This window comes from Modestobacter sp. SYSU DS0904 (assembly GCF_054051115.1).
Genome location: NZ_JBJHAQ010000018.1, coordinates 21,730 through 37,717, shown reverse-complemented (window position 1 = coordinate 37,717; position 15,988 = coordinate 21,730). Strand labels below are relative to the sequence as shown.

The window sequence follows — 15,988 nt, the reverse complement described above, 5'->3', positions numbered from 1 at the left end:
ACGGCCACCGTCAGGGGCCCGCCGCGAGCGTCAACGAGTGGTGGGGGGACGGTGGTCCTTCGACTTCTGGCGGGCGCTCCAGTCACGCATCCGCTGGGGGTAGCCGGTGACCTGCGCGTCGTAGACGGGAACGGCCAGGTCGCGGGAGAGCCGGCGGGCCACGTCGGGGCCGTCGATCCGCCGGCGGGTCCACTCCCCGTCAGCGGCGACGAGCAGGATGGTCGTCTCGGTGACCGCCGTCCGCGGCTCGACGTAGCCCTCGACGCCCCGTCGGGTGGCGACGAACTGCTCGAGATGGGTGAGGTCACCGGACGCTGAAGCCCGGTCCAGCGTGCCCCGGCGGTCCCCGCGGGGACCGCCTGTCCCCCGCCGTCCGCGCAGCCGGTCGAACAGTCCCATCCCCACTCCCGTCGCCCACGGTCGCGGTCTGCTCCGCAACGCTCTGGCGACTGCAACGGAGCATGCGGACGCGCCGTTCCCCGGAGTGGCAGGATGTGCAGGCGCAGGACCACCGCGCCCGGGTCAGGCACCGGGCCACTCAGCACTGAGGAGCACTTGTGAGCGCACCGACCACCCCCGCTGACCTGGTCATCCTCGGTGGTGGCTCCGGTGGCTACGCCGCTGCGCTGCGCGGCGCGGAACTGGGTCTGTCCGTCGTGCTGATCGAGAAGGACAAGGTCGGCGGCACCTGCCTGCACCGTGGCTGCATCCCCACCAAGGCGCTGCTGCACAGCGGTGAGATCGCCGACATGGCCCGCGACGGCGAGCAGTACGGCGTCAAGACCTCGCTGGCCGGCATCGACATGGACGGCGTGAACGCCTACAAGGACGGCGTCATCAGCAAGCTCTACAAGGGCCTGCAGGGCCTGATCAAGAGCCGCAAGATCACCTACGTCGAGGGCGAGGGCCGGCTGGTCTCCCCCACCGCGGTCCAGGTCAACGGCGAGACCTACGAAGGCCGCCACGTCCTGCTGGCCACCGGCTCGTACGCCCGTTCGCTGCCGGGCATCGAGGTCGACGGCACCAAGGTCATCACCAGCGACCACGCGCTGGGGCTCGACCGGGTGCCCACCTCGGCGATCGTCCTGGGCGGCGGCGTCATCGGGTGCGAGTTCGCCAGCGCCTGGAAGTCCTTCGGTGTCGACGTCACGATCGTCGAGGGCCTGCCGCACCTCGTGCCGCTGGAGGACGAGTCCTCGTCCAAGCTGCTCGAGCGCGCCTTCCGCCGTCGCAAGATCGGTTTCGAGCTGGGCAACCGCGTCTCCACCGTGCAGACCACCGCCGACGGCGTGAAGGTCACCCTGGAGAACGGCAAGGAGCTCGAGGCGGAGCTGGTGCTGGTGGCCGTCGGTCGCGGACCGGTCAGCCAGGGCCTCGGCTACGAGGAGGCCGGCCTGGCGATGGAGCGCGGGTACGTGCTCGTCGACGAGTACTGCCAGACCAACCTCCCCACCGTCTCCGCCGTCGGCGACCTGATCCCCACCCTGCAGCTGGCCCACGTCGGCTTCGGCGAGGGCATCCTCGTCGCCGAGCGGCTGGCCGGCCTCCCGGTCGTGCCGATCGACTACGCCGGTGTGCCGCGGGTCACCTACTCCGACCCCGAGGTCGCCTCGGTGGGCCTGACCGAGGCCCAGGCCAAGGAGAAGTACGGCGAGGTCGAGGTGCTCACCTACGACCTGGGCGGCAACGGCCGCAGCCAGATCCTCAAGACCGCCGGCGCGGTCAAGCTCGTCCGCGCCGCCGACGGCCCCGTCATCGGCGTCCACATGGTCGGCAGCCGCGTCGGTGAGCTCATCGCCGAGGCGCAGCTGATCTACAACTGGGAGGCCCTGCCCGACGAGGTCGCCCAGCTGATCCACCCGCACCCGACCCAGAGCGAGGCCCTGGGCGAGGCGCACCTGGCCCTCGCCGGCAAGCCGCTGCACTCGCACAGCTGACCGCTGCGCGCACCGTTCGACCTGCACGACCCGTTCCAGCCAGCACTGCCCCACACGACTTGAGGAGACCTGCCTTCGATGCCGACGTCCGTCACCATGCCCGCCCTGGGCGAGAGCGTCACCGAGGGCACGGTCACCCGCTGGCTGAAGCAGGAGGGTGAGCAGGTCGAGGTCGACGAGCCGCTCCTGGAGGTGTCCACCGACAAGGTGGACACCGAGATCCCCTCGCCGGCCGCCGGCGTGCTGACCAAGATCCTGGTCGGTGAGGACGAGACGGTCGACGTGGGCGCCGAGCTCGCGGTGATCGGTGGGGACGGCGACGCTCCCGCCCAGGAGACTCCGGCCGAGGAAGCGCCGGCCCAGGATGCCCCTGCGGAGCAGGCGCCTGCGCAGGAGGCCCCCGCGCAGGAGGCCCCCGCGCAGGAGGCCCCGGCGGAGCCGGCTCCGGCGAAGTCCTCCGGCGGCTCTGGCGGCTCTGGCGGTGGGCAGGGCACCCCGGTGACCATGCCCGCGCTGGGCGAGAGCGTCACCGAGGGCACCGTCACCCGCTGGCTGAAGGCGGTCGGTGAGGAGGTCACCGCCGACGAGCCGCTGCTGGAGGTCTCCACCGACAAGGTCGACACTGAGATCCCCGCGCCGGTCTCGGGCACGCTGCTGTCGATCTCGGTCAACGAGGACGAGACGGTCGAGGTCGGCGCGGAGCTGGCGGTGATCGGCTCCTCCGACGGCGCCGCATCCGCCGAACCGGAGCCCCAGCCCGAGCCCGAGCAGCCCGCCGAGCAGCCGGCCGCCGAGCAGGAGTCCGCTCCGCCGGCGAAGCAGCCCGCGCCCCAGCAGGCCGCGCCCGCCTCGGAGCAGCCCGGTGCCGACTACGGCTCCAGCGGTGACCTCCCGGCGAAGTCGCCGACCTCGCAGCCCTCGCCGGCCGACGCGGTGGCCCCGGCCTCCAAGCCCGTCAACGCTCCGGCCCCGTCCGGTGGCGGCGCCTACGTGACGCCGCTGGTGCGGCGGCTGGCGGCCGAGCACAACGTCGACCTCGGGTCGGTCGAGGGCACCGGCGTCGGCGGGCGGATCCGCAAGCAGGACGTGCTCACGGCGGCCGAGAAGGCGAAGCAGCCCGCCCCCGCGGCATCGGCGCCCGCGGCTCCGCAGACCCCGTCGCCGGCGGCCAGCCCGGACCAGAGCCTCCGCGGCCACACCGAGAAGCTGTCCCGGCTGCGCACGGTCATCGCCAAGCGCATGCTCGAGTCCCTGCAGGTCAGTGCGCAGCTGACCACCGTGGTCGAGGCGGACATCACCAAGATCGCCCGGCTTCGCGACCGGGTGAAGGGCGACTTCGCCACCCGCGAGGGCGTGAAGCTGTCGTTCCTGCCGTTCTTCGCCAAGGCCGCCGTCGAGGCGCTCAAGGTGCACCCGGTGGTGAACTCCTCGGTGGACATGGCGGCCGGCACGGTCACCTACCACGACGCCGAGAACCTCGGCATCGCGGTGGACACCGAGCGCGGGCTGCTCGTGCCCGTCATCCACGGCGCCGGCGACCTGAACATCCCGGGCATCGCGCGCAAGATCGCCGACCTGGCCGAGCGGACCCGCACCAACAAGGTCACGCCCGACGAGCTGGGCGGCGGCACGTTCACGCTGACCAACACCGGCAGCCGCGGCGCCCTGTTCGACACCCCGATCATCAACCAGCCGCAGGTCGCGATCCTGGGTGTCGGCTCTGTCGTCAAGCGGCCGGTGGTCGTCACCGACCCCGAGCTCGGCGAGGTGGTGGCGGTCCGGTCGATGGTCTACCTGGCGCTGAGCTACGACCACCGGATCGTCGACGGCGCCGACGCCGCCCGCTTCCTCAGCACGATGAAGGAGCGGCTGGAAGCCGGTCAGTTCGAGGGCGAGCTCGGTCTCGCCTGATCTCCCGAGGAAGGGCCCCGGCAGCCGCCGGGGCCCTTCGTCGTCCCGCCCGGTCACCACCCCACCACCAGGGAGCACCTCGCGATGAAGGTCGCCGTCACCGGCTCCTCCGGGCTCATCGGCACGGCCCTGGTGCCCGCGCTGCAGGCGGACGGCCACGAGGTGCTGCGGCTGGTCCGCCGCACCCCGCGGACCGCTGACGAGCACCGCTGGGACCCCGGCCACCGGCAGATCGCCGCCACGGTGCTGTCCGACGTCGACGCGGTGGTCAACCTGGCCGGCGTCGGCGTGGGCGACCGACGGTGGAGCGAGGGGCACAAGCAGCGGGTGCTGCGCAGCCGGGTGGACAGCACCACCACGGTCAGCCAGGCGCTCGCCGACGCCGCGGCGGCCGACCCCGACCGCCCGCGGGTGCTGCTGTCCGGCTCCGCGGTGGGCTTCTATGGGGACACCGGCGACCGGGTCGTCGACGAGTCGGCCCCGGCCGGCACCGACTTCCTCGCCCGGGTCTGCGTGGCGTGGGAGGGGGCGACCGCCCCGGCGGCCGATGCCGGCATCCGGGTGGCCACCCTGCGCACCGGGCTGGTGCTCGGCCGTGGCGGCCTGCTCGGGCGGATGCTGCCGCTGTTCCGGGTCGGCCTGGGCGGGCGGCTCGGTTCGGGGCGGCAGTACCAGCCGTGGATCAGCCTGCGCGACGAGGTCGACGCGATCCGCTTCCTGCTCACCACCGACGTCTCGGGACCGGTCAACCTCACCGGGCCGGCGCCGGTCACCAACGCCGAGTTCACCGCCGCACTGGGCCGCGCCGTCCACCGGCCTGCTGTGCTGCCGGTGCCCGCGCCGGCCCTGCACCTGGTGCTCGGCGAGTTCGCCGAGGTGGGGGTGCTCGCCGGCCAGCGAGCCGTGCCGGCGGTCCTGCAGGCCGCGGGGTTCCGGCACGCCCACACCGACGTCGACGCCGCGCTGGCGGCTGCACTCGCCGAGGACTGACCGGGTCACGTCAGCCGCTCGGCGTCGGCGATCCGCCAGCCCGCTGCGGTCAGCTCCAGCACCAGGCGCACCCGGGCCTCACCCCGCGGCGGGACCTCCCGCACCAACCCGCCACCGGCCTCGGCCACCCGGTAGCCGGGCAGGGTGTCGACGACCTCGAGCACGGCGCGCCCCTCCTCCTCGACCGTCACCGCCCGGACCTCGCCCACCTGCGGGGCGAAGCCGGCGAGCACCTGTCCGGCCGCCATGAGCGCCTCGACCTGGGCCAGGTCCCGCCGGGACAGCGCGCTGCCGGGGACGTGGACGTCGGCCACCGCGGCCGGATCCGCCGTCGCGAAGGCCGCCGCCCGCCGCTGGTAGAGGCCGCTGAGCAGGGCCTGCCACTCCCCCGGGTCGGCGGGCACCGCGGAGGTGGCCGCCCGGTCGCTCTCGGTCGGCGCGTTCGGTGGGCTCGCCGGGGGCACGCTCGGCACCGCGCCGCTCCCGGTCGGGACACTCGGGGCCGGGTCGGCGGGCCGGTCCGCCGGTCCCGAGGGCACCTCGGCGCCATCGGCCGCCGGCACCGGGACCGGCACCGCCGCTCCCCAGTGGGTGCCCACCCAGGCCGCGCCGCTCACCCCCACCGCCACGGTGGCCAGGACGACCACCGGCACCAGCAGGCGCCGCAGCCCCGGCCACCGTCGCTCGGGGCCCGGCAGCCGGTCCGGCCCCCGGTGCACCACGCGGGAGAGCCCCGACACCGCGCGGCGGAGGCGGGCCGGCGCCCCCTCGGGCACCGGTGCGGCGTGGGCCGCGCGCTCCCGACGGCCGGGCACCTGGTGGGTCAGCTCGGTACGCGGCCCCTGCCCGGTGGCTCCGAGCTCGTGGTCGGGCACCCCGGCCACCGGTAGCCGGACCGGCTCGGGGCGGCAGGCGTGCCGCAGGTCCAGCGCGAACGCCGCCGCCGTGCCGCGCACGTGCGGATCCGCGGACAGCCCGCGCAGCACCACGCGCACCAGCTCCGCCGGCGCCTCGGGTGCCAGCAGCGCCAGGTCGGGCACCTCCCCCGCCGCCGCCACCGCGAGGGTCTCGGCCGGGTCGGCCGCGTTCCACGGGGCGATGCCGGTGAGCGCGTGGAAGGCCGCCGCCGCCACGCCGAACACGTCCGAGGCCGGACCCGGCGCACCACCCCGCGCCACGACCGGGTCGACGTAGGGCGGGGTGACCTCCGCGCGGGCCGTGTCGCCCACCAACCTGGCGGTGCCCAAGTCGGTGAGCACCGGCCGGCCCTCGGCCGTGAACAGGACGTTGCCCGGCGACAGGTCACCGTGCACCACCCCGCGTTCGTGCGCCTGGGCGAGCGCTGCGGCGACCGGTGCCACCGTGGTCACCACCTCCCCCGGGCAGAGGCGGCCGCGGCGGGCCAGCAGCGCGGCCAGACTGCCACCGGCCAGCAGCTCCAGGACGAGGCTCACCTCGGCGGGCCCACCACGCACCTCGCGGCGGACCACACGGTGCAGGCGCACCAGGTGGGGGTGGTCCAGCTCGGCGAGCAGGCGGGCCTCCCGCTCCTGGCGTTCCGGGTCGCCGCGCAGCAGCACCTTGACCGCCACCGGCGCGCCGCCGTCCCGCGGGCGCGCCCGCCACACCTGGCCGGAGCCCCCTCGGCCGAGCAGCTCCTCCAGCACGTAGCCGGGCACGACGGGAGCCGGGACCGGCGGGGTGGGTGCGGGCATGCGTCGGACCGTAGGCGGGTCCGGCCCGGACGCGCTGCCGTCGTCCACAGGCCCCGCCGCTGTCCACAGTGCTCGTCTCCGGGCGGCGGCCCGGCCCGGTCAGCGCCTAGGTTCGCGGCATGTCACTGCCCCCCGGCGCCGAGGTCGTGGTCGTCGGCGCCGGCCTCGCCGGGCTCTCCGCCGCCGTCCGGCTGGCCGCCGCGGGCGTCGACGTGCAGGTCGTCGAGGCCGGCGCCCACCCCGGTGGCCGGCTGACCACCGACCGGGTCGACGGCTTCGTCATCGACCGGGGCTTCCAGGTGCTCAACACCGGCTACCCCCGGGTCGCGGCCGACCTGGACCTGCCGGCGCTGGACCTCGGCTGGTTCTGGACCGGCGCGGTGGTGCGCGTGGACGGCCGCGCGCACCGGGTCGTCGACCCGCGCCAGCACCCGGGCACCGTGCCCGGCACCCTGCGGGCACCCCTCGGCGGCCCCGTCCGGCTGGCGGCGCTCGGCGCCTTCTCGGCGCGTGCGGGGTACCTGCCCGTGCGGCGGCTGCTCGCCGGCCGGGAGCGCACGGCCGAGGAGTCGCTGCGCGCCGCCGGGATCGGCGAGCAGGCGCTGGAGCGGTTCCTGCGGCCCTTCCTGGCCGGGGTCCTGCTCGAGGACGAGCTCACCACGTCCAGCCGCTACCTGGACCTGGTCTGGCGCAGCTTCGTCCGCGGGCGGGTCGGCCTACCGGCGGCCGGCATGCAGGCGGTCGGCGAGCAGCTCGCCGAGCGGCTGGATCCCGGGCAGCTGCACCTGGGCCAGCGGGTGTCCGTGGTCACCGGCACCTCGGTGACCACGGAGCAGGGCACTACGGATGCCCGCGCGGTGGTGCTCGCCACCGACCCGGACACCGCCGCCGGGCTCGTCCCCGGCTTGGCCGCGTCCGCACCCCGGCAGGTCACCACCCACTTGCACGTGCTGCCCCACTCACCGTGGGCCGACCCGCTGATCGTGCTCGGCGAGCCCGGCGGGCAGGTGGTGAACAGCTCGGTCGTCTCCGACGCCCAGCCCGCCTACAGCCCCGACGGGCGCGCCCTGGTGGCCAGCTCGACCCTGGCGCTCACCCGGGAGGCCGACGTCCGGGAGGAGATCGCCCGCGTGCACGGGGTGTCCACCAGCGACCTCGCGCACCTGACCACCGTCACGGTCACCGGGGCACAGCCCGCGGCCACTCCCCCGCTGCAGCACCGCCGCCCGGTCGACCTCGGTGGTGGTCTGTTCGTCTGCGGCGACCACCGGGACACCCCGTCCATCCAGGGCGCGATGGCCAGCGGCCGACGGACCGCGCACGCCGTCCTCGCCCGGCTGCGCGGCGGCCCGCCCGACCCGCCACCCGGGTCCGCGCCCCGGGAACGGGCATAGGCTGCCGGTCGTGAGCGAGCTGCACGTCGTCCGGGCGGGTCTGGTTCCCTACGAGCAGGCCTGGGCCTGGCAGCGGGAGCTGCACGAGCAGCGGGTGGCCGGCACCGGGCCGGACACGCTGCTGCTGCTGGAGCACCCGCCGGTCTACACCGCCGGCAAGCGCACCGAGCCGCACGAGCGGCCCTTCGACGGCACCCCGGTGATCGACGTCGACCGCGGCGGCAAGATCACCTGGCACGGACCCGGTCAGCTCGTCGGGTACCCGATCGTGCAGCTGCCCGACCCGGTCGACGTGGTGGCCCACGTCCGCCGGCTGGAGCAGGCACTGATGCGCGTGTGCGCCGACCTTGGGCTGACCACCGAGCAGGTCGAGGGGCGCAGCGGGGTGTGGGTCCGCGCCGACGACCGGGGCCCGGACCGGAAGATCGCGGCCATCGGCGTCCGGGTGGCCCGCGGCGTGACCATGCACGGCTTCGCGCTCAACTGCGACCCGGACATGTCCGCCTTCGCCAACATGGTCCCCTGCGGGATCGTCGACGCCGGCGCCACCTCGTTGAGCGCCGAGCTGGGGCGCGACGTCCCCGTCGCCGAGGTCGTCGACCGGGTCGAGCAGGCGGTGCGCGCGGTGCTCACCGCCGGGTCCGCCGTCGCGGCCTGACCCCGTGGCCCCGCTCCCGGACAGCCGGTACGTCAGCCTCACCACGTTCCGCCGCAGCGGTGAGCCGGTGAGCACCCCGGTCTGGGCGGCGCCGTCCGGCGAGGCGCTCGTCGTCTGGACCAACGCCGGCTCCGGCAAGGTGAAACGGCTGCGGCACACCGCGCGGGTGACCGTCGCGCCGTGCGACGTCCGCGGTCGCGTCGAGGGCCCGGCCGTGGAGGCGTCGGCCGAACTGCTCGACCGGGCGGAGTGGCCCGCGGCGGCGCGCGCCCTGCGCCGCCGCTACGGCTGGCAGTGGCGGACCAGCTACGGCACCGGGCGACTCGTGGCGCTCCTCCGCCGGCAGGAACGCCGGGCCTTCATCCGCATCACGCCCAGGCCGACGCGAGGCTGAGCACCCGGCGACACCGGCCCTTCCTCAGCCGACGACGAAGTTGACCAGCCGGCCGGGGACCGCGATCACCCGGCGCACCGTCTTCCCCTCCAGCTGGGCGACCACCTTCTCGTCGGCGCGGGCGGCGGCCTCCAGGCCGGCGGCGTCCGCGTCGGCCGGCACCGCGACCTGGGCCCGGACCTTGCCGTTGACCTGCACCGCGACGGTCACCGTGTCGTCGACCAGCCAGCGGGACTCCGCGACCGGGAAGGCCGCCCAGGCGACGGAACCGGAGTGGCCCAGCCGGGACCACAGCTCCTCCGCCAGGTGCGGGGCCAACGGCGAGGTCAGCAGCACCAGCGTCTCGGCGACCGACCGCGGCACGTCCGTCCCCGGCGGGCACGCCGAGGTCAGGTGGTTGGTCAGCTCGGTGATCCGCGCGATGGCGATGTTGAACCGCAGCGTGGCCATGCCGTCGCGGACGGCCTCGATCGTGCGGTGCAGCGCGCGGGAGGTGGCCTCGGCCGGCTCGACGTCGGCGGCGCGCACCGCGCCGGTCTCCTCGTCGAGCACGACCCGCCAGATCCGCTGCAGCAGCCGCTGGGAGCCGACCGCGGCCTTGGTCTCCCACGGGCGGGACTGGTCCAGCGGGCCGGTCGACATCTCGTAGACGCGGAAGGTGTCCGCGCCGAACATGGTGATCATCTCGTCCGGCGTGACCACGTTCTTCAGGCTCTTGCCCATCTTCCCGTACTCACGGTCGACCGGCTTGCCCTCGAAGGAGTACTGCCCGTCCCGCTCGACCACCTCGGCCGCGGGCACGTAGAAGCCGCGCTCGTCGGTGTAGGCGTAGGCGGAGATGTAGCCCTGGTTCACCAGCCGCCGGAACGGCTCCTCGCTGGACACGTGGCCCAGGTCGAACAGCACCTTGTGCCAGAACCGGGCGTACAGCAGGTGCAGCACCGCGTGCTCGACGCCGCCCACGTACAGGTCGACACCGCCGACGTCGCCGGGCTCGCGCGGGCCCAGCCAGTAGCGCTCCAGCTCCGGGTCGACCAGACGCTCGTCGTTGGTCGGGTCGGCGTAGCGCAGGTAGTACCAGCACGAGCCCGCCCAGTTGGGCATCGTGTTGGTCTCCCGGCGGTACTGCTTGGGCCCGTCGCCCAGGTCCAGGGTGACGGTGGTCCACTCGGTGGCCCGGGACAGCGGCGGCTCCGGCTTGGAGTCGGCGTCGTCGTCGGAGAAGGTCTTCGGTGAGTAGTCGTCGACGTCGGGCAGCAGCACCGGCAGCAGCGAGTCCGGGACGGCGATCGGCAGGTCGTGCTCGTCGTAGACGACCGGGAACGGCTCGCCCCAGTACCGCTGCCGGCTGAACAGCCAGTCGCGCAGCTTGTAGGTGGTGGTCGCCTCGCCGGAGCCGGTGCCGACCAGCCACTCGGTGACCTTGGCGATCGCGGCGGCCTTGTCCAGCCCGTCCAGCGACAGCTGCTCGTTCGAGCTGTTGATCATCGGTCCGGTGCCGGTCCAGGCGCCACCGTCGAAGTCCGCCGGCGGCTGCACGGTGCGGACGACCGGCAACCCGAACGCCTGGGCGAACTCCCAGTCCCGGGTGTCCTCCCCCGGCACCGCCATGATCGCGCCGGTGCCGTAGCCGGTCAGCACGTAGTCGGCGATGAAGACCGGCAGGTCGGCCCCGGTCAGCGGGTTGACCGCCGACACCCCCAGCCAGACCCCGGTCTTGTCCCGGCCCTCGGCCTGGCGGTCCAGCTCCGAGCGGCGCGAGGCCTGCAGCTGGTAGGCGGCCACCGCCTCGGCCGGGGTCGCCGCCCCGCCGGTCCAGCGCGGGTCGGTGCCCTCCGGCCACGAGCCGGCGGTCAGCGCCGCGACCAGCGGGTGCTCGGGGGCCAGCACCAGGTAGGTGGCGCCGAACAGCGTGTCCGGCCGGGTGGTGAACACCTCGACGGTCTCGCCCTCGACCGCGAACCGGACGCGGGCGCCGGTCGAGCGGCCGATCCAGTTGCGCTGCATCTGCTTCAGCGAGTCCGACCAGTCCAGCCGGTCCAGGTCGGTCAGCAGCCGCTCGGCGTAGGAGGTGATCCGCATCATCCACTGGGTCAGCGGCCGGCGGAACACCGGGAAGTTCCCGCGCTCGGACCGCCCGTCGGCGGTGACCTCCTCGTTGGACAGCACGGTGCCCAGGCCGGGACACCAGTTGACCGGCGCCTCGTGCCGGTAGGCCAGCCGGTGGGCGTCGACCACCCGGCGGCGCTCCACGTCGGAGAGCTCGGCCCAGCTGCGCCCCTCGGGCAGCGTGCCCTCGGCGGGCTGCCGGGTGCCGGCGTCCAGCTCGGCGACCAGCTCGGGGATCGGCCGCGCCCGGCCGCGGCCGCCGTCGGCGGACTCGTCGAACCAGGACTCGAAGACCTGCCGGAAGATCCACTGGGTCCACTTGTAGTAGCCCGGGTCGATCGTGGCGAAGGTGCGGCGGGTGTCGTGGTCGACGCCCAGCCGGCGCAGCTGGGCACTGATCGCCGCGATGTTCGCCTCGGTGGTGACTCGCGGGTGCTGACCGGTCTGCACGGCGAACTGCTCGGCCGGCAGACCGAAGGCGTCGTAGCCCATCGGGTGCAGCACGTTGTGGCCGTCCATCCGCAGGAAGCGGCTGGTGACGTCGGTGCCCAGGTAGCCCAGCGGGTGGCCGACGTGCAGCCCGGCTCCCGACGGGTACGGGAACATGTCCATCACGAACGCCTTGGGACGGTCGGCCACCCGGTCGAAGCCCTCGCTCAGCGGCCCCACGGGGTTCGGCGTGTGGAAGGTGCCCTCGGCGTCCCAGCGGTCCTGCCAGGCGAGCTCGATCTGCTGGGCCAGCTGCGGGGTGTACCGGTGCGGGGGCACCCCGTCTGCGGTGGGCTCGGTGTGCTGGCTGGCCGTCTGGCTCATCGTCGGTGCTCCCACGGGAAAGGATCTGGCGGCGGACAGAAAAAGACCCCTCACACAGGAGGGGTCGCCGTGCTGCTCTGCGGAGGTCAGATCAGCACGGCTGGGGAAGCAGGAGTCCACCGGTCACGGGGCGATCCTAGCGCGCGACCCCTGGTGGCAGGACGACGACAGCGCCCGGGCGACCCCGGGAGCCCGCCGGTCCGGGGTCGGCGGTGCTCCTCGCAACCCGCTCGCGCAGAGGTGTCATGATCACTCGATGTTTGCCACGTCCATCCACCGGGCATGGCAGAGCTCCGGCGTTGAGCAGCAGCGCCGCCTGCGCATCGGCGCGGAGCGGCGCGCTCCCGGAGACGCACCAGGCCGACGGGCAGCCCCCGTCCCGCCGGAGCACCTTCGGTGGAGGCCGATCCACACCGGGGCCAGGGGCCGCCGGGGCGACAACCCGGCCACCGGCCCCGGCACCGGAGTGCCAGAGAACCGCAGGAGTCGTGACCGCGCACCCCAGGTGCCCGCGAGAAGAGGAGGACGCGCATGGAACAGCTCGCCCAGCCCGGCCCGGCACCCACGGGCGACGTCGACGTCCCCGGCGCGGTCCCGCTGACCGAGGAGGCCCTGCCGCTCCTCGCCGGACGCGTCCGGGTCCCCACGTACGACCGGACGGCGCTCACCCCCGCCGTCGTCCACTTCAGCGTCGGCGGCTTCCACCGCGCGCACCAACTGGTGTACTTCGACGACCTGGCCGAGCAGGGCGACACCGACTGGGGCGTGGTCGGGGTGGGCCTGCACTCCCCCGCGATGCGCGACGCCCTCCGACCGCAGGACCACCTCTACACGGTGGTGGAGCGCAGCTGCGAGGGCGAGCGGGCCCGGGTCGTCGGCTCGCTGGTCGACTACCACTTCGCGCCGGACTCCCCGGAGACCGTGCTCGCGGCGCTCACCGACGAGCGGACCCGGCTGGTCACCATGACCGTGACCGGCACCGCCTACCGGATCGACGCGGCCACCGGCGAGTTCGCCCCCGACGAGGCGGTCCGGGCCGACCTGGCCGATCCGCACCGTCCCGCCTCGCTGTTCGGCTACATCGTCGAGGCCCTCGACCGGCGGCGCCGGTCCGGGCAGCCGCCGTTCACCGTGCTCTCCTGCGACAACCTGCAGCGCAACGGCGAGATCGCCCGCGCCGCCGTGGTGGGGTTCGCACAGCTGCGCGACGAGGAGCTCGCCCGGTGGATCGATGCCGAGGTGAGCTTCCCGGGCAGCATGGTCGACCGGATCACGCCCCGGACCAGCCTGCAGGACCGGATCGACCTCGCCCACCGGAACGGCGTCGACGACCGCTGGCCGGTCATCACCGAGCCCTTCTCGCAGTGGGTCCTGGAGGACTCCTTCTGCAACGGGCGGCCGCCGCTGGAGCAGGTCGGCGTGCAGTTCGCCGCCGACGTCGGTGGCCACGAGCTCATCAAGACCCGCCTGCTGAACGCGAGCCACTCCGCGCTGGGCCACCTCGGCTCCCTGGCCGGCCACCGGTACGTGCACGAGGTGATGGCCGACCCGGTGCTGCGCCGCTACGCGACCCGGCTGATGGCCGAGGAGATCGGGCCGCTGCTGTCCGCCCCGGCCGGGGTCGACCTGGCCGACTACCAGTCGCGCCTGCTGCACCGGTTCGCCGACCCGGCCATCGGCGACCGCCTGGAGCGGCTGTGCCGGCGCGGGTCGTCGAAGGTCCCGCTGCACGTGCTGCCGTCGCTGCGCGCGGGGCGGGCACAGGGCCGGCCCACCGACCTGCTGGTCCTCGCGGTCGCCGGCTGGTGCCGGTACGTGCAGGGCACGGACCTGCAGGGCAGGGAGCTGGTCGTCGAGGACGAGCGCGCCGACGAACTGCGGAGGCTGGCCCGCGCCGGCGGCACGGACCCCCGGCCACTGCTGGACCTGCACCCGGTCTTCGGCGACCTGGGTACCGACCCGGCGTTCGTCGCCGAGCTCACCCGTGCACTCCAGGACCTGGAGGACGACGGCGTCCGGACCACGGTCGCCCGGGCGCTGGGGCGCACCGGCGACCGCACCGGGGACCTCGGCGACACCATCACCGGGAACCGGGTGGCCACGGTCCACGACCACCTGCTGCCGGCATGACGACGCCCCCACCGGCCCCAACCCCCAGGAGACCCCACCCGATGTCAGGGATCACGTCCAGGCAGGTCGAGCGCCTCACGGCGCTGTTGTGCGATGCGGACGGGAACCTCTTCCCCTCCGAAGAGCCCGCCTTCGTCGCATCGGCCGACGTCACCAACCGGTACCTGGCCGCCCTCGGGATCCCGGACCGTTTCACCGCCGAGGAGCTCCGCCGGGCTGCGACCGGACGGAACTTCCGCTCGACCGCCGCCGACCTCGCCGGCGCCCACGGCGCCGAGGTGGCCGACCTCGATGAGTGGGTCGCGGAGGAGAAGCGCGTGGTGACCGCGCACCTCGGCCGCGAGCTGCGTCCGGACGCCGACGTCACCGCCGGGCTCACCGCGCTCGGCGAGCACCTGACGCTGGCCGCGGTCAGCTCCAGTGCGCTCACCCGGCTGGCCGCCTGCTTCACCGCAACCGAACTCGACGAGCTGATCCCCCCGCAACGGCGGTTCAGCGCGGAGGACTCCCTGCCCACGCCCACCAGCAAGCCCGATCCGGCGGTGTACCTGCACGCCTGCGAGCAGCTGGGCATCTCCCCGGAGCAGGGCCTGGCGGTCGAGGACTCGGTGGCCGGTGCGCTCTCCGCCGTGCGGGCCGGCTGCCCCACCGTGGGCAACCTGCGGTTCGTGGCCGGCGACGAGCGAGCTGAACGCGCGGCCCGGTTGTGGGATGCCGGCGTCGTCGCTGTGGTGTCCTCCTGGGCGGAGCTGACCGACCTGCTGCAGGCCACGCCGGCCGGGCGTCCGGCGGCGGTGCTGGGAGGTCACGCCCGATGAAGGTCGTGCTGAACAGCTTCCGCGGGGCCTACTCCGACAGCCCGCGGACGATCTTCGAGGCCCTCCGCGAACGCGGCGACGACCTCGAGGTCTCCTGGCTGGCCGCTCCGGACCGGATCGGCGACTTCCCGGCCGGCGTCACCACGGTCGAGCTCGGCAGCGCCGAGGCCCGGGCGGCACTGGAGTCCGCCGACGTCGTCGTCTCCAACGACCACATCGGCTTCGACTGGGACAAGCGGCCGGGCACCACCTACCTGCAGACCTGGCACGGCACCCCGCTCAAGCGGATCCACAACGACGTGCTGTGGGCGCCCGAGGGCCGGCTGGCCTACCTGGACACCGAGATCGCCCGCTGGGACGCGCTGCTGTCCCCGAATGCCGTCAGCACGCCGCGGTTCCGCAAGGCCTTCGGGTTCACCGGGCCGGTCCACGAGACCGGCTACCCGCGCAACGACCTGCTGAGCTCCCCCGACCGCGACCGCCTCCGGGCCGAGGTCCGCGCCGAGCTGGGCATCGCCGAGGGCGTCACCGCGGTGCTCTACACCCCGACGTGGCGCGACGACCAGGTGTTCGGCGGCAACGGCGGACCGCAGCACACCTTCCCGCTGGACCTGGGCGACTTCGCGCACGGCCTCGGCGAGGACCACGTGCTGCTGCTGCGCCTGCACCAGATGGTCTCCGACCGGCTGGCGGTCCCCGGGGGTGCGCCGGTCCGCGACGTCTCGCGCTATCCGGACATCCGGTACCTGTACCTGGCCGCCGACGTCCTGGTCACCGACTACTCGTCGACGATGTTCGACTTTGCCGTCACCGGCAAGCCGATCCTCAACTTCACCTATGACCTGGACTACTTCCAGGACACCCTGCGGGGCTTCTACTTCGACCTGGCCGAGGCCGCACCGGGCCCACTGCTGTCCACCAGCGACGAGGTGCTCGCCGCGATCGCCGAGCTCGCCCGGCGACCGTGGGAGCCCACCCCCCGGTACACCCGGTTCCAGGAGAAGTTCTGCTCCCTGGAGGACGGCCACGCGACCGACCGGGTCCTGGAGCTGTTCTTCCCCCGGACGGGCCACCCCGGCCCGTCCGGCACCCCGACGAACGACGAACCGAGGAGATGAG

12 protein-coding genes are annotated in these 15,988 nt (G+C 74.3%); 9 read left to right on the top strand and 3 right to left on the bottom strand.

The features are described from left to right. Positions 1 to 30: 30 nt before the first annotated feature. Positions 31 to 399 (bottom strand): oxidoreductase, encoded by a 369-nt coding sequence (locus ACI79U_RS13020; RefSeq protein ID WP_457068736.1) that lies wholly within the window; start codon positions 397 to 399, stop codon positions 31 to 33. A 158-nt stretch (positions 400 to 557) separates the two neighbouring features. On the opposite strand from ACI79U_RS13020, the gene lpdA reads away from it, so the two are divergent. The 3 genes from lpdA (at position 558) to ACI79U_RS13005 (ending at position 4,838) form a co-directional block, all read left to right on the top strand. Next, a complete protein-coding gene (gene lpdA, locus ACI79U_RS13015) occupies positions 558 to 1,937 on the top strand; it encodes a dihydrolipoyl dehydrogenase (RefSeq protein ID WP_457068738.1) in 1,380 nt (459 codons plus the stop codon). Between the two features lie 78 nt (positions 1,938 to 2,015). Further along, positions 2,016 to 3,848 carry a 2-oxoglutarate dehydrogenase, E2 component, dihydrolipoamide succinyltransferase gene (sucB, locus tag ACI79U_RS13010; protein ID WP_457068740.1) on the top strand — a complete coding sequence of 611 codons (1,833 nt, stop codon included), beginning with the start codon at positions 2,016 to 2,018 and terminating at the stop codon, positions 3,846 to 3,848. 84 nt (positions 3,849 to 3,932) lie between these two features. Continuing rightward, the gene (locus ACI79U_RS13005) at positions 3,933 to 4,838 is read left to right on the top strand and encodes a TIGR01777 family oxidoreductase (protein WP_457068742.1); all 906 of its coding nucleotides are present in this window, start codon (positions 3,933 to 3,935) and stop codon (positions 4,836 to 4,838) included. 5 nt (positions 4,839 to 4,843) lie between these two features. Here the strand turns inward: ACI79U_RS13005 and ACI79U_RS13000 are convergent, their stop codons facing one another. Further along, on the bottom strand, positions 4,844 to 6,553 hold the full coding sequence (locus ACI79U_RS13000) for a protein kinase domain-containing protein (protein ID WP_457068744.1): 1,710 nt from the start codon (positions 6,551 to 6,553) through the stop codon (positions 4,844 to 4,846). 119 nt (positions 6,554 to 6,672) lie between these two features. Here ACI79U_RS13000 and ACI79U_RS12995 point away from each other — a divergent pair, with 119 nt between their 5' ends. Genes ACI79U_RS12995 through ACI79U_RS12985 form a run of 3 tightly spaced genes read left to right on the top strand, consistent with a single transcriptional unit; the run spans position 6,673 to position 8,999 of the window. Then, a complete protein-coding gene (locus ACI79U_RS12995) occupies positions 6,673 to 7,947 on the top strand; it encodes an NAD(P)/FAD-dependent oxidoreductase (protein WP_457068746.1) in 1,275 nt (424 codons plus the stop codon). A gap of 10 nt (positions 7,948 to 7,957) precedes the next feature. Then, the gene (gene lipB / locus ACI79U_RS12990) at positions 7,958 to 8,605 is read left to right on the top strand and encodes a lipoyl(octanoyl) transferase LipB (RefSeq protein ID WP_457068748.1); all 648 of its coding nucleotides are present in this window, start codon (positions 7,958 to 7,960) and stop codon (positions 8,603 to 8,605) included. A gap of 4 nt (positions 8,606 to 8,609) precedes the next feature. After that, positions 8,610 to 8,999, top strand: coding sequence for a PPOX class F420-dependent oxidoreductase (locus ACI79U_RS12985; protein WP_457068750.1), 390 nt, complete (start codon positions 8,610 to 8,612; stop codon positions 8,997 to 8,999). 24 nt (positions 9,000 to 9,023) lie between these two features. Here the strand turns inward: ACI79U_RS12985 and leuS are convergent, their stop codons facing one another. Next, complete coding sequence (leuS, locus tag ACI79U_RS12980; RefSeq protein WP_457068752.1) at positions 9,024 to 11,921, bottom strand: leucine--tRNA ligase; 2,898 nt, start codon at positions 11,919 to 11,921, stop codon at positions 9,024 to 9,026. A 531-nt stretch (positions 11,922 to 12,452) separates the two neighbouring features. Here leuS and ACI79U_RS12975 point away from each other — a divergent pair. Genes ACI79U_RS12975 through ACI79U_RS12965 form a run of 3 tightly spaced genes read left to right on the top strand, consistent with a single transcriptional unit; the run spans position 12,453 to position 15,987 of the window. Continuing rightward, entirely contained in the window at positions 12,453 to 14,051 is a 1,599-nt protein-coding gene (locus tag ACI79U_RS12975; RefSeq protein WP_457068754.1) for a mannitol dehydrogenase family protein, read from the top strand. Positions 14,052 to 14,092: 41 nt separating this feature from the next. Next, positions 14,093 to 14,869: an HAD family hydrolase gene (locus ACI79U_RS12970; protein ID WP_457068756.1), complete on the top strand. Its 777-nt coding sequence runs from the start codon at positions 14,093 to 14,095 to the stop codon at positions 14,867 to 14,869. Beyond that, positions 14,866 to 15,987: a CDP-glycerol glycerophosphotransferase family protein gene (locus ACI79U_RS12965; RefSeq protein ID WP_457068758.1), complete on the top strand. Its 1,122-nt coding sequence runs from the start codon at positions 14,866 to 14,868 to the stop codon at positions 15,985 to 15,987. Before ACI79U_RS12970 ends, ACI79U_RS12965 begins: the two co-directional genes overlap by 4 nt. Position 15,988 lies beyond the last annotated feature (1 nt).

Bases quoted from the DNA above. Each gene is read 5' to 3' on its own strand.
- ACI79U_RS13020 (WP_457068736.1), bottom strand. From the start codon at position 399: ATGGGACTGTTCGACCGGCTGCGCGGACGGCGGGGGACAGGCGGTCCC.
- sucB (WP_457068740.1), top strand. From the start codon at position 2,016: ATGCCGACGTCCGTCACCATGCCCGCCCTGGGCGAGAGCGTCACCGAG.
- ACI79U_RS13005 (WP_457068742.1), top strand. From the start codon at position 3,933: ATGAAGGTCGCCGTCACCGGCTCCTCCGGGCTCATCGGCACGGCCCTG.
- ACI79U_RS13000 (WP_457068744.1), bottom strand. From the start codon at position 6,553: ATGCCCGCACCCACCCCGCCGGTCCCGGCTCCCGTCGTGCCCGGCTAC.
- ACI79U_RS12995 (WP_457068746.1), top strand. From the start codon at position 6,673: ATGTCACTGCCCCCCGGCGCCGAGGTCGTGGTCGTCGGCGCCGGCCTC.
- leuS (WP_457068752.1), bottom strand. From the start codon at position 11,921: ATGAGCCAGACGGCCAGCCAGCACACCGAGCCCACCGCAGACGGGGTG.
- ACI79U_RS12975 (WP_457068754.1), top strand. From the start codon at position 12,453: ATGGAACAGCTCGCCCAGCCCGGCCCGGCACCCACGGGCGACGTCGAC.
- ACI79U_RS12970 (WP_457068756.1), top strand. From the start codon at position 14,093: ATGTCAGGGATCACGTCCAGGCAGGTCGAGCGCCTCACGGCGCTGTTG.
- ACI79U_RS12965 (WP_457068758.1), top strand. From the start codon at position 14,866: ATGAAGGTCGTGCTGAACAGCTTCCGCGGGGCCTACTCCGACAGCCCG.